Origin of the sequence: Pseudoalteromonas neustonica (assembly GCF_001653135.1) — a bacterium.
Classification (GTDB): Bacteria; Pseudomonadota; Gammaproteobacteria; order Enterobacterales; family Alteromonadaceae; genus Pseudoalteromonas; species Pseudoalteromonas neustonica.
The window spans coordinates 66,154-78,710 of record NZ_BDDS01000007.1; the positions used below are offsets into that span (position 1 = coordinate 66,154).

12 protein-coding genes are annotated in these 12,557 nt (G+C 41.3%); 9 read left to right on the top strand and 3 right to left on the bottom strand.

Going from position 1 to position 12,557, the window contains the following annotated elements; translation table 11 throughout:
• Positions 1-201 precede the first annotated feature (201 nt).
• The 3 genes from groL to A7967_RS11965 form a co-directional block, all read right to left on the bottom strand.
• Positions 202-1,848, bottom strand: coding sequence for a chaperonin GroEL (groL, locus tag A7967_RS11955; protein ID WP_054204534.1), 1,647 nt, complete (start codon positions 1,846-1,848; stop codon positions 202-204).
• A gap of 47 nt (positions 1,849-1,895) precedes the next feature.
• Positions 1,896-2,183, bottom strand: coding sequence for a co-chaperone GroES (locus A7967_RS11960; RefSeq protein ID WP_054204533.1), 288 nt, complete (start codon positions 2,181-2,183; stop codon positions 1,896-1,898).
• A 149-nt stretch (positions 2,184-2,332) separates the two neighbouring features.
• Complete coding sequence (locus A7967_RS11965; protein ID WP_054204532.1) at positions 2,333-2,809, bottom strand: FxsA family protein; 477 nt, start codon at positions 2,807-2,809, stop codon at positions 2,333-2,335.
• 163 nt (positions 2,810-2,972) lie between these two features.
• Between A7967_RS11965 and cutA the strand changes: the two genes are divergently transcribed.
• The 9 genes from cutA to miaA all read left to right on the top strand — a co-directional run bounded on the left by cutA (position 2,973) and on the right by miaA (position 12,485).
• Positions 2,973-3,293 (top strand): divalent-cation tolerance protein CutA, encoded by a 321-nt coding sequence (cutA, locus tag A7967_RS11970; protein WP_054204531.1) that lies wholly within the window; start codon positions 2,973-2,975, stop codon positions 3,291-3,293.
• Positions 3,293-5,134, top strand: coding sequence for a protein-disulfide reductase DsbD (locus A7967_RS11975; protein WP_054204530.1), 1,842 nt, complete (start codon positions 3,293-3,295; stop codon positions 5,132-5,134). The genes cutA and A7967_RS11975 overlap by 1 nt, the downstream gene beginning before the upstream one ends.
• Positions 5,135-5,360: 226 nt before the next feature.
• On the top strand, positions 5,361-5,813 hold the full coding sequence (gene aroQ / locus A7967_RS11980; RefSeq protein ID WP_054204529.1) for a type II 3-dehydroquinate dehydratase: 453 nt from the start codon (positions 5,361-5,363) through the stop codon (positions 5,811-5,813).
• Between the two features lie 33 nt (positions 5,814-5,846).
• The gene (gene accB / locus A7967_RS11985) at positions 5,847-6,305 is read left to right on the top strand and encodes an acetyl-CoA carboxylase biotin carboxyl carrier protein (RefSeq protein ID WP_054204528.1); all 459 of its coding nucleotides are present in this window, start codon (positions 5,847-5,849) and stop codon (positions 6,303-6,305) included.
• A 26-nt stretch (positions 6,306-6,331) separates the two neighbouring features.
• Positions 6,332-7,672, top strand: coding sequence for an acetyl-CoA carboxylase biotin carboxylase subunit (gene accC, locus A7967_RS11990; protein ID WP_054204527.1), 1,341 nt, complete (start codon positions 6,332-6,334; stop codon positions 7,670-7,672).
• A gap of 136 nt (positions 7,673-7,808) precedes the next feature.
• Positions 7,809-8,282: a tRNA (adenosine(37)-N6)-threonylcarbamoyltransferase complex ATPase subunit type 1 TsaE gene (gene tsaE / locus A7967_RS11995; RefSeq protein ID WP_054204526.1), complete on the top strand. Its 474-nt coding sequence runs from the start codon at positions 7,809-7,811 to the stop codon at positions 8,280-8,282.
• Positions 8,283-8,320: 38 nt separating this feature from the next.
• Positions 8,321-9,664: an N-acetylmuramoyl-L-alanine amidase gene (locus tag A7967_RS12000; RefSeq protein ID WP_054204525.1), complete on the top strand. Its 1,344-nt coding sequence runs from the start codon at positions 8,321-8,323 to the stop codon at positions 9,662-9,664.
• A gap of 39 nt (positions 9,665-9,703) precedes the next feature.
• The gene (gene mutL, locus A7967_RS12005; RefSeq protein WP_054204524.1) at positions 9,704-11,557 is read left to right on the top strand and encodes a DNA mismatch repair endonuclease MutL; all 1,854 of its coding nucleotides are present in this window, start codon (positions 9,704-9,706) and stop codon (positions 11,555-11,557) included.
• 37 nt (positions 11,558-11,594) lie between these two features.
• Positions 11,595-12,485, top strand: a complete 891-nt coding sequence (gene miaA / locus A7967_RS12010; protein ID WP_054204560.1) for a tRNA (adenosine(37)-N6)-dimethylallyltransferase MiaA — start codon at positions 11,595-11,597, stop codon at positions 12,483-12,485.
• The last annotated feature ends 72 nt before the right edge of the window (positions 12,486-12,557 follow it).

Below are 12,557 nucleotides of genomic sequence, written 5' to 3' on the forward strand. Positions count from 1 at the left end.
ACATAACCCGAGGACAAAAGGCTGGTAAGTTAAATGCCATGTGTGATTCACGTGTAGGTCTGACTTTAGTTAGAAGAATTTTCGGGATAAATCCTGACTTACAGAAGGGGGAATTATTTTATTTGCTACTTTATTGTTGCTCTTAAAGCTAAAAACCCAGCCGAAGCTGGGTTTTTATAAGCGAGGTGCTTAGGGACTGATTTACATCATGCCGCCCATGCCACCCATTCCGCCCATGCCACCCATATCAGGTGCGCCAGCTTCATCCTTAGGGATTTCAGCTACCATGGCTTCAGTAGTGATCATAAGACCCGCAATCGAGCCTGCAAATTGTAGTGCAGAGCGCGTTACTTTAGTTGGATCTAAGATACCCATTTCAATCATGTCGTTGTATTCGCCAGTGGCTGCGTTGTAACCAAAGTTACCTTCGCCGCCTTTAACTGCGTTAATAACAACAGACGCTTCGTCACCTGCGTTAGTTACGATTTGACGAAGTGGGGCTTCCATAGCACGAAGTGCTACTTTAATACCGTGCGTTTGATCTTCGTTGTCGCCAACTAAATCAATAAGCTTATTTGCTGCACGTACTAGTGCAACACCGCCACCAGGTACTACACCTTCTTCAACCGCAGCGCGAGTTGCATGTAATGCATCTTCAACGCGGTCTTTTTTCTCTTTCATTTCGATTTCAGTCGCTGCGCCTACTTTGATTACTGCAACACCGCCGGCAAGTTTTGCCATGCGCTCTTGTAGCTTCTCTTTGTCGTAGTCAGACGTTGCTTCTTCGATTTGTGCTTTGATTTGTGCAACACGACCTGTAATGCCATCTTCTTCGCCAGCACCATCGATGATTGTTGTGTCATCTTTAGTGATCACAACGCGTTTAGCAGTACCTAGGTCTTCAACCGTGGCTTTTTCAAGCTCTAAGCCGATTTCTTCAGAGATAACTGTTGCGCCAGTTAATACAGCGATGTCTTGTAGCATTGCTTTACGACGGTCGCCAAAGCCTGGTGCTTTAACTGCTGATACTTTAACGATACCACGCATGTTGTTAACAACTAATGTAGCTAGCGCTTCACCTTCAAGGTCTTCAGCAATGATTAGTAGTGGTTTGCTTGCTTTAGCAACCGCTTCTAATGTAGGAAGTAACTCACGGATGTTAGATACTTTTTTGTCTACAAGTAGAATAAACGGATTGTCTAATTCAACAGCGCCTTTTTCTGCGTTGTTGATGAAGTATGGAGAAAGGTAACCACGGTCAAACTGCATGCCTTCAACAACATCTAGTTCGTTTTCAAGTGATTGGCCTTCTTCAACAGTGATTACACCACTGTTACGGCCTACTTTTTCCATTGCTTCTGCAATGATGTCGCCAATTTCTTTATCAGAGTTAGCTGAAATAGTACCTACTTGTGCGATTGCTTTTGCATCAGCACATGGAACTGAAAGTTCTTTAAGCTCAGCAACTGCAGCGATGATTGCTTTATCGATACCGCGCTTAAGATCCATTGGGTTCATGCCCGCAGCAACTGCTTTTAAGCCTTCATTTACAATAGACTGTGCAAGCACTGTAGCTGTAGTTGTACCGTCACCGGCTGCATCGTTTGCTTTTGATGCAACTTCTTTAACCATTTGTGCGCCCATGTTTTCAAACTTGTCTTCAAGTTCGATTTCTTTCGCCACTGATACACCATCTTTAGTGATCACTGGTGAGCCAAATGATTTGTCTAGGATTACGTTACGGCCTTTAGGACCTAATGTTACGCGAACTGCGTTTGCTAAGATGTTTACGCCAGCTAGCATTTTAGCGCGTGCGTCACCTGCAAAAAGTACTTCTTTTGCTGCCATGATTAATTTCCTTTAAATTCTAAATGTATGTTAAACGAAAAGTAGGTTTAGCCTACAATGCCTAAAATATTGTCTTCACGCATGATCAGGTACTCTTGACCTTCGATCTTTTCTGCTTTTTCAACATATGAGCCGAATAACACAGTGTCACCGACTTTAACTTCTAATGCTCTCACATCACCGTTATCTAGAGTACGGCCATTACCAACAGCGACAACTTTACCGCGGGTTGATTTCTCAGCCGCAGAACCAGTTAATACAATACCGCCAGCTGATTTAGTTTCTTCTTCTAGGCGCTCAACGATCACGCGATCATGTAAAGGACGAATGTTCATTTTTTAGTTCTCCTAACAGTTTCTGAACAGGACAGAAAAAAGTTGTGTGTGTACCAATTGGCTGGAACCTTATGGTTTAGCGCAATTGGTTTAGTTGTACTCAGTAATGGGGGTGGTGAGTCAAAATCCAAGTGAAAAAATTAAAAAATTTAATCTTTTCTCTCGTATTCACCATCAATCGTGGTTGGCTCACTCATTTTACGCGGTTCTGGCTCTTGTTGAGTCTGTTGTGTAAATGGTGAAGGACCTTGTTGCATGCCTGCACTCATGCGTACAGTTGCTTGACTGGCAAGGCCTGCAGCTAGTTTATTACGAATGACAGGCGTTAGTAATAAAAAGCCAAATACATCGGTCATAATGCCGGGAGTAAGGAGTAAAACGCCAGCGATAATCACACATAAACCGGTAAATAGTTCTTTAGCAGGCATTTGCCCTTGTGCCATTTGCAGTTGTACGTTTTGTAATGCACCCATACCTTGTGTTTTAACTAATTTGGCACCCACAATGGCAGTTATAACAACCAGCGCGATTGTGGCAAAGCCGCCAATCACATCAGCGACTTGAATTAATAATGCGATTTCAATAATCGGCACGAGAATAAATAACAAGAATAAAAATCTAAACATAAAACTCTCTAAATAATGGTCACTCAAGTGAGTGTATGAAATATAAATATGGGTAGTAAGGTCTTTTTTCAAGAGCAGTGATATTGGGTTATGCGCTTGGCTACACTTTGCCTTAGCTATCAGCTACTATGGGTTGGGCAAAGCAATCAATTAAAGGTTCAATATGACGACTCATTTTCGGCTTGTTTTTACCACTTGCGCTAATGCAAGTGAAGCGCGCGCTATGGCAGAGCAACTTGTTCAGCAGAAATTAGCAGCCTGCGTGAGTATTCTTCCAAATGTAGAATCAGTTTACATGTGGGAAGGTGAAGTTACACATGCAACTGAGTGTAAGTTATTAATTAAAACTAAGTCAGAAAAAATGAACCAAGTGATCCAAACTATAAAAAAATTGCATAGTTATGAGATCCCTGAGATTCAGGTAGTGGACGTATCAACAGGCAATTTGGCCTACTTTAATTGGATGGATGAGGTACTTAATTAATGCGTTGTTTTATTTTATTGCTTTGTGCGCTCTCGCTGATGCCAGCGCAGGCTACAACTAATAATTTATTAAGTGATTTACTGCAACCCGCAGAGCAAACGTTTTTACCTGTTGATCAAGCATTCTCGTTTGATTTTGATCAGCAAGGCAATACACTTTTTATTGGTTGGGATATTGCTCCTGGTTATTATTTGTATAAAAAGAAGCTCGAAATTATTGGCAAAGGCGCAAACATTCAAGTGCCAGAGCTTGGCAAGGGCGTCGTTATTGAAGATGAATTCTTTGGTAAGACTGAAGTATTTTTTGATTCATTAAGTGTAATCAGCAAACTAAGCAATGTTGCTCAAGATGGTATTGTTAAGGTGCGCTATCAAGGCTGCGCAGAAGCAGGGCTATGCTACCCGCCAGAAATTATCTCTATTCCTTTAAGTGTTATTGCAGGGGAAACAGTTGCGATTAAGAATGCGCCGGATTCGGCAACTGCAGGCAATGCACTTACAGCACTTGGTATTGAATCGCCTCATTCTCCAGAAGATGCTGTAGTTCAAGAGGATGATCCTGAAAAAGAATTAAACTTTACTGAAAAACTCGCATCACAAGGTTTGTTGGCTAATTTAGCGATCTTCTTTTTAGTGGGTATTGGCCTTGCCTTCACACCGTGTGTGTTTCCGATGTTTCCGATTCTATCGAGCTTAATTGCCGGGCAAAAAAATCTCTCAACTAAAAAAGCATTTGCGTTGTCTTTTATATATATCCAAGGGATGGCAGTCACGTATGCAGCATTAGGATTGGTGGTTGCATCTTTAGGCGGTCAAGTACAAGGCTATTTGCAACACCCGACAGTATTAATTAGTTTTAGCTTATTGTTTGTTTTACTCGCTATGTCGATGTTTGGCTGGTACGAAATAAAGCTCCCCAGCGGTATGATGAACAAGCTCACGCAGGTTAGTAACAATCAAAAAGGCGGCAATTATATTGGTGTGTTTTTGATGGGCGTATTATCAGGCTTAATTGCATCACCTTGCACAACAGCACCGTTGTCAGCCGCGTTATTATTTGTGGCACAAAGCGGCGACTACCTGGTGGGTGGTTTGACTTTATATGTTTTAAGCTTAGGCATGGGGATTCCATTATTACTACTTGGAACATCTGGTGGTAAGTTGTTACCTAAAGCGGGTGGATGGATGGAGCAAGTTAAAACCCTGTTTGGTTTTATCATGTTAGTAGTGCCACTAATATTGCTAGAGCGCATTGTGGATGCTGACATTATATTACTAATGGCGGGTTTATTAGCGCTAGCAACAGCTTTGTACTTGCATCATTGGCAGAGTGCTCAAACACAAGGTAAATTAAAAACAGCTCTGTGGTTTGCTGCAACGCTATTAGTTGTAGGTGGTGCGAGCTTAACTAAAAATTATATATGGCCAACAGCCCAAGTTGTTAGTACCACAAATGACGAGCAGCAAGAGCGTGGCTTTAAGTTAGTTGCGAACTTAGCTGAACTTAAACAAGCAATTGGTGATGCTAATAACGAGGGCCGATTAGTGATGGTCGACTTATATGCTGAATGGTGTGTTGCGTGTAAAGAATTCGAAAAATACACCTTTCCAGACGCTAAAGTGCAAGCTGAATTTGCTAACTTCGAGTTACTTAAAATTGATTTAACCGAAAGTGACGACATTACAATTGAAGTAATGGAAGAGTTTACGGTATTTGGTTTACCAAGCATTTTATTTTTTGATATGCAAGGCGAAGAGCTTGGCGCACAGCGTGTGACGGGCTTCTTAAACGCAAATGACTTTGCTGAGCATTTGGCAAAGGTAAGTAATAACGTTAAATAAGTACTTTTTTAACGTTATTTTAAACGCCACTTATTATAAGTGGCGTTTTTATTTTTGTTCCTAGCCTTAGTCATTAGACCAGTATTTTGCTGCTATTTACATCGAACTGACTATAATAGGTGGTTAACGTGAGAAATGGTTGCTATTTTAGTTTTCACCCCTTACATTTTATGGGGATTTCTAATCAAAATGGCTTAACTCATTATTTATAGGATTATCGCGTATTATGGCTGCAAAATTTAAACTTTTAGTTGTAAATGGCCCTAACTTAAATATGCTTGGTAAGCGTGAACCAGAAAAGTACGGTTCACAAACACTTAGCGATATCATGAGCGAACTAACAGTGGTTGCTGATGGTCTAGATGTTGAGTTAACGCATTATCAAAGTAATAGTGAGCAAGCTTTAATAGAGCACATACACAGTGCGTGGCAAACTATCGATTACATTATTATCAACCCAGCGGCATTTACGCATACAAGCGTGGCTTTACGTGATGCTCTACTGAGTGTTGATATTCCGTTTTATGAAGTGCACATAACTAATGTGCACGCGCGGGAAGCGTTTCGTCATCATTCGTATTTTTCTGATGTGGCGCAAGGCGTAATATGTGGATTAGGCGCAATGGGTTATCGTTCAGCACTTGAGGCTGCGGTACATCGGTTGCAAAACTCGAATTAATTTTAAACTAACAAACTAACAGGCGGGTCGTTCATGGATATTCGCAAGATCAAAAAGCTAATTGAACTAGTAGAAGAATCAGGTATTGCTGAATTAGAAATCACCGAAGGTGAAGAGTCAGTACGTATCAATCGTAATAACATGAGCGCAGGTCCTGCTTACGCTCCACAATATGCACCACAGTATGCACCCGCTCCGGCTCCAGTAGCTGCGGCACCAGTTGCAAGCGCAGAAGCGCCAGCACCAGCAGGTCCAACAGGTCATCAAGTATTATCGCCAATGGTTGGTTCATTCTACTCAGCAGCTTCTCCAGAAGCGCCTTTATATGTTGAAGTTGGTTCGCAAGTTAAAGTAGGTGACACGCTTTGTATCATCGAAGCGATGAAAATGATGAACCAAATTGAATCAGATAAAGCGGGTACCGTTAAAGCTATTTTAGTTGAAAATGGCGAGCCAGTAGAATTTGATCAACCTTTATTCATTATTGAATAATAGCGTAACCTAAAAGGCCAACTCTAATGTTAGATAAAGTAGTCATTGCAAACCGAGGTGAAATTGCACTTCGTATATTGCGCGCCTGCAAAGAGCTTGGGATCAAAACGGTTGCTGTTCATTCAACGGCAGATCGCGATCTTAAGCACGTATTGCTTGCAGATGAAACAATTTGTATTGGTAGACCTGCTGCTACTGAAAGTTACTTAGATATTCCGCGCATTATTGCTGCGGCAGAAGTAACAGATGCAGTCGCTATTCACCCAGGTTATGGTTTCCTTGCAGAAAACGCTGATTTTGCTGATCAAGTTGAACAAAGTGGTTTTGTATTTATTGGCCCAACAGGCGATACAATTCGTTTAATGGGCGATAAAGTATCAGCAATCAACGCAATGCGTAAAGCGGGTGTACCGTGTGTTCCTGGTTCTGATGGCCCGGTATCGGATGATAAAGACCGTAATATGCAAATAGCTAAGCGCATTGGTTACCCTGTAATCATCAAAGCGGCTGGTGGCGGTGGTGGTCGTGGTATGCGTGTTGTTCGTAGCGAAGCAGAGTTAATTGACTCAATTGCTTTAACGCAGCAAGAAGCTAAGCAGTTTTTTGGTAATAGTATGGTTTACATGGAGAAATTCCTTGAAAACCCACGTCATATCGAAATTCAAGTTTTAGCTGACGGCCAAGGCAATGCAGTTCACCTAGGTGAACGTGATTGTTCTATGCAACGTCGTCATCAAAAAGTAGTTGAAGAAGCGCCAGCACCAGGTATTACTGCTGAAGTGCGTAAGTTTATCGGTGAGCGTTGTACACGTGCATGTATCGAAATCGGTTATCGTGGTGCGGGTACATTTGAGTTCTTATACGAAAATGGTGAGTTCTACTTCATTGAAATGAACACCCGTATTCAGGTTGAGCACCCAGTAACAGAAATGGTTACTGGCGTTGATTTAATCAAAGAACAATTAAAAATTGCTGCTGGTCAACCGTTATCATTCACGCAAGATGACGTGGTTATTCGTGGTCATGCTATTGAATGTCGTATTAACGCAGAAGACCCTGAAACGTTTATCCCATCACCGGGTAAGATCACGCGTTTCCATCCAGCGGGTGGTTTAGGTATTCGTTGGGACAGCCATATTTATGCTGACTACACAGTACCACCACACTATGATTCAATGATTGGCAAATTGATCACTTACGGTGAAAACCGTGATGTAGCCATTGCCCGTGCACGTAACGCATTGAATGAGCTTGTGATTGACGGTATCAAAACCAATACACCACTGCATAAACGCATTTTAGCCGATGAAAATTTCCAAAATGGTGGTACTAACATCCATTATCTTGAGAAAAAATTAGGTTTGTAATAACGTTTACAGTCGTTATTTAAAAAGTCGGCAACTTTGCCGACTTTTTTGTGTCTGATGATCGCTGATTCGCCTTAAGAAAATAATCTGGTATGATTAATTAAGTAATGATTTATTTGTTTTTCATGGGGTACGGATGACGCACAGTGTTGGTTTTCAACTCGCTGATGAAGCTGCAACGGTAAAAATGGGCAATAAGCTTGCCGAGTTTATAGACCAAGGCGCAGTAATTTATTTACACGGTGATTTAGGAGCGGGTAAAACGACTTTAACGCGTGGTGTGGTGCAAGGTTTTGGCCATCAGGGTAAGGTTAAAAGCCCAACTTACACTTTAGTTGAACCGTATGAACTGGCTGAAGCAAATGTGTATCACTTTGATTTATATCGCCTTGGCGATCCTGAAGAGTTAGAGTATATGGGAATTCGCGACTATTTTTCGCCTACAGCTATTTGTGTGGTGGAATGGCCTGAAAAAGGCGGGGAGTTTATTCCGACTCCTGATTTAGATATTACTTTGCGATATGTAGGCGATGCGCGAGAAATTGAGATTCAAAGCATTAGTACTCGTGGTGCTAATATTATAGATAAGCTCAAAAACCAGATCGAGTAGTTACATTCTTAAACAATAATAAAGGTGTATTGGGTCAAATGAGTCAAACTATCATTAAGTGGATGTGTACTTTACTGTTGCTTGTTGTCAGCAGTCATTTGTATGCGAAAAATACTATCAATAGCGTACGAGTTTGGCCATCACCGGATAGTACTCGGGTAGTATTCGACTTAACGGATAAACCAGAATTTAGTTATTTTATGCTGAAAAATCCATTACGTTTAGTGGTTGATTTAGAAGACACTAATAAAATAAAATATTTGCCCAGCATTCCAAAAAAACACCAAATTGTTAGTAAATTAAGATATTCAAAGGCAAAAAATAAGCACGGTGTTAGGCTTGTATTTGAGCTAACTGGCGCTGTTAAGCCAGTGATATTTGCTTTAGCCCCGACGGGTCCATATAAAAATCGCTTGGTGGTGGATTTATATGATAAAGAGCAAGCACAGCCAAATACATCAAACGGAAATTCTACGGTTAAAAAGCGTGAGCTTAAGCAGCAACGTGATATTGTCATTGCAATTGATGCTGGACATGGCGGAGAAGATCCCGGCTCAATTGGGCCGTCAGGTACTTACGAAAAAACCATTACACTGCAAATTGCTAAACGTTTAGAGCGCATGATTGACGGCGAACGCGGGATGATTTCACGCATGGTACGCAGCGGTGATTACTTTGTAAAACTTAATACGCGAACTAGCCGAGCTCGTGCGAAAAAAGCAGATTTTTTTGTTTCTATTCATGCAGATGCATTTACTAGCCCACAGCCAAGCGGTGCCTCTGTTTGGGTGTTATCGTTGCGCAGAGCGAACTCCGAAACGGCTAAATGGATAGAAGATAAAGAAAAACACTCCGAATTGCTCGGTGGTGCTGCTGATGTAATTAAAGACACTGCAAGTGAAAAATATTTAGCGCAAGCGTTGCTTGATATGTCAATGGATCACTCGATGAAGACGGGCTTTAACGTTGCTGAAGAAATGGTGCAAGAGCTAAAAAAAGTGGCCAAGCTACACAAAAAAGAGCCACAAGCTGCCAGTTTGGGAGTGCTTAAGTCGCCAGATATACCGTCAATTTTGGTCGAAACAGGTTTTATATCCAATCCACGCGAAGAAAAACTATTAAAAAGTGCTAACCACCAAGAGCGTTTAGCAAAAGCGATATTTACAGCAATTAAAAGTTATTATTTAAAAAATCCACCGGATGACTCGCTGTTCGCGTCATTAAAATCAAAATACCCTACCAAGCATAAAGTACGCCCTGGTGAGTCCTTGAGTTTGCTAGCGAGCCGTTATGGGGTCTCTATAGGTAAGCTTAAGCAGGTGAATAAACTTAAATCAAACACCTTATTTATTGGTCAAGAGCTCGATATTCCACAAAGCTAATAATGATCAGTACAACGTATATAATTAGGTTAAAACACCATGAGTATTGAAATACTTCCAGCGCGGTTAGCTAACCAAATTGCAGCAGGTGAAGTGGTCGAACGGCCAGCATCCGTTGTTAAAGAGCTTGTTGAAAATAGCTTAGATGCAGGTGCGACACGCATTCAAATAGATATTGAACGTGGCGGTCATAAGCTTATTCGTATTCGTGATAATGGTTCGGGTATTAATAAAGACGAGCTAACGCTTGCGCTTTCTCGCCATGCGACCAGTAAATTAAAGTCCCTCGATGATTTAGAGAATATTTGCTCATTGGGTTTTCGTGGTGAAGCATTGGCTTCGATAAGCTCGGTATCGCGGTTAACTTTGAGCTCAAAAACCAAAGAGCAAGAGGCTGCGTGGCAGGCATTTGCTGAAGGTCGTGATATGGCGGTGCAAATAAAACCAACAGCGCACCCTGACGGCACGACAATTGAAGTGAAAGACTTATTTTTTAATACGCCCGCACGGCGCAAATTTTTACGAACTGAAAAAACCGAATTCAACCATATTGATGAGCTAATTAAACGTATTGCGTTAAGTCGCTTTGATGTATCAATTACGCTTACGCATAACGATAAAGTTGTACGACAATACCGTGCTAAAACTGACCCTGCTCAAGCAATAGCCCGTGTAGCTCAAGTTGCAGGTAAAGCCTTTGCAGAGCAAAGTTTATATATTGAGTCGGGTGATACCGGTTTGCAGTTATATGGCTGGGTGTTGCCTGTGGGCTCCAACAATACGACGCAATATACCTATGTAAACAACCGTATGATGCGCGATAAACTTATTTTACACGCGATACGTCAAGCATTCGAAGAAGTCGCAGGGCAAGAAGAGCTACCCGGTTTTGTAATTTATATTGATATTGACCCGCGTCAGGTTGATGTAAATGTACACCCTGCGAAACACGAAGTGCGTTTTCATCAAGGTCGTTTAGTCCATGACTTTATTTTACAGGCAATCAAACAAGTTGTAGTCCCATTACAAGATGAATTCACAGGTGTTACTCACTCCGTTAACCATCAAGATAATAATCAGCCTCTTCAAACTGAAGAAGCTTCAACTTCACGACTGCACGCTGAAAGTAGTTTATTTGATTATCCTAAGTCAAGCCTTCAGCCTACAGATAGTGTGAGTTACAACGCTAATTCGGCAGCAAAAGGTGGTTCAGGATATAGCACCACAGATAGTAGCCGTGACAGTAAAGCTAGCAGAGCAAATCATCAGGATGTTAGTGCGTTTTACCAAGGTGTAAATGAGCAACATGCAACGCATTTTGATCGAGCTGCAGAAATCACGCCTGCAATTGCAGCTCATTCGCAAGTGCTCAGCGCTCAGCCGTTATTAATTCAAGATGACGGTAGTTGTGTGTTTAGTCAGCAGCAACAGCTGTATTGTTCGCATTTTAAATACTTATTAGTAGATGATTGGCTTGAGGTGATTACAGAGCAAGGCCACTTAGAGGGTAAGGCGTTATTATTACCGGTACGGGTTAATATAAGCAAAGAAGACAATGTGAGTTTAACGCAGCAGCAATCATGGTTTACGCTTTTGGGTTTTGACGTGCTCTTGGAAAAACACTTTGTAATGGTTAAAAAGCTCCCTGTATGTTTGTACTTACTCGATGTTAGTAATGCGATTAATATATTACTAGCGGCAGCTAAAGCTAACTTTGAGACTATTGAACAATGGCTTAGTTGGTTGCAGAGCCAAGTACCAGAACGTTTTTTTGCAAGTCAGGCTTTTGCATTGGATATGAAGCGAATGCAAAATAATCCGCAAACAATTCAGCGCTTATCGGCAAAAGCGGTTAAAATAGATTTAAATCATTTTTTAGCACAATTAGATTAAGGTCACCGAGTTGAGTAATTTACCTGTCATTTTTTTAATGGGCCCAACAGCTGCAGGTAAAACTGCGTTAGCAATCGCCTTATGTCAGCATTTAAAAACTGAGATAATCAGCGTCGATTCAGCCTTAGTGTATAAAAATATGAACATTGGTACAGCCAAACCGAACTCGGACGAGCTTGCATTAGCACCACATCATTTAATTGATCTGATAGATCCGAGTGAAAGTTACTCTGTGGCTGATTTTCGCCGTGATGCGATTGAAAAAATTGATCAATTTCATCAGCAAGGTAAAGTACCTGTATTAGTTGGTGGTACAATGATGTACTTTAAAGCCTTAATTGACGGTTTATCACCTTTGCCAGAAGCGTGTCCTATTATACGTGCTGAGCTTGAATCGCAAGCAAATGAGCATGGCTGGCCAACATTATATAAAGAGCTTGAGGCAATTGATCCTCAGGCGGCTCAAAAAATGAGCGAGAATGATTCGCAGCGCATTAACCGTGCGCTTGAAGTGTATCGTTTAACAGGCAAAACTATGACTGAATTGCAAAAATGCAAGCAGCCAAGTTTACCGTATACTTTTCATCAATTTGCTATTGCACCGGATGACCGTGCTGATTTACATCTGCGAATTGAACAAAGGTTTAAAATAATGCTTGATCAGGGGTTTGAAAATGAAGTTTCATCCCTATATCAACGTAAGGATTTACACCCTAATTTGCCTTCTATTCGTTGCGTAGGTTATAGACAAATGTGGGATTACATTGCTGGCGAAACTGACTATGATGAGATGGTATTTCGCGGTATTGCAGCAACACGGCAACTTGCAAAGCGTCAATTGACGTGGTTGAGGAGCTGGCCCGAAGTAACTTGGCTCACTACGGGTGATGAAGAAAACTTGCAACGTGTTGTAAGTTCGCTAAGCTAGTAGTAGTTGAATGTTTTTTAGCTTTGTTAAATGAGTTCAGCCACTTAATTATAATAACACCTAGAACGAAGG

What these genes read in the sequence shown, in the direction of transcription:
- A7967_RS12000 (WP_054204525.1), top strand. Translation starts at nt 8,321, where the DNA reads ATGAGTCAAACTATCATTAAGTGGATGTGTACTTTACTGTTGCTTGTT.
- accB (WP_054204528.1), top strand. Translation starts at nt 5,847, where the DNA reads ATGGATATTCGCAAGATCAAAAAGCTAATTGAACTAGTAGAAGAATCA.
- A7967_RS11965 (WP_054204532.1), bottom strand. Translation starts at nt 2,809, where the DNA reads ATGTTTAGATTTTTATTCTTGTTATTTATTCTCGTGCCGATTATTGAA.
- accC (WP_054204527.1), top strand. Translation starts at nt 6,332, where the DNA reads ATGTTAGATAAAGTAGTCATTGCAAACCGAGGTGAAATTGCACTTCGT.
- mutL (WP_054204524.1), top strand. Translation starts at nt 9,704, where the DNA reads ATGAGTATTGAAATACTTCCAGCGCGGTTAGCTAACCAAATTGCAGCA.
- miaA (WP_054204560.1), top strand. Translation starts at nt 11,595, where the DNA reads ATGGGCCCAACAGCTGCAGGTAAAACTGCGTTAGCAATCGCCTTATGT.
- A7967_RS11960 (WP_054204533.1), bottom strand. Translation starts at nt 2,183, where the DNA reads ATGAACATTCGTCCTTTACATGATCGCGTGATCGTTGAGCGCCTAGAA.
- cutA (WP_054204531.1), top strand. Translation starts at nt 2,973, where the DNA reads ATGACGACTCATTTTCGGCTTGTTTTTACCACTTGCGCTAATGCAAGT.
- tsaE (WP_054204526.1), top strand. Translation starts at nt 7,809, where the DNA reads ATGACGCACAGTGTTGGTTTTCAACTCGCTGATGAAGCTGCAACGGTA.
- A7967_RS11975 (WP_054204530.1), top strand. Translation starts at nt 3,293, where the DNA reads ATGCGTTGTTTTATTTTATTGCTTTGTGCGCTCTCGCTGATGCCAGCG.
- groL (WP_054204534.1), bottom strand. Translation starts at nt 1,848, where the DNA reads ATGGCAGCAAAAGAAGTACTTTTTGCAGGTGACGCACGCGCTAAAATG.
- aroQ (WP_054204529.1), top strand. Translation starts at nt 5,361, where the DNA reads ATGGCTGCAAAATTTAAACTTTTAGTTGTAAATGGCCCTAACTTAAAT.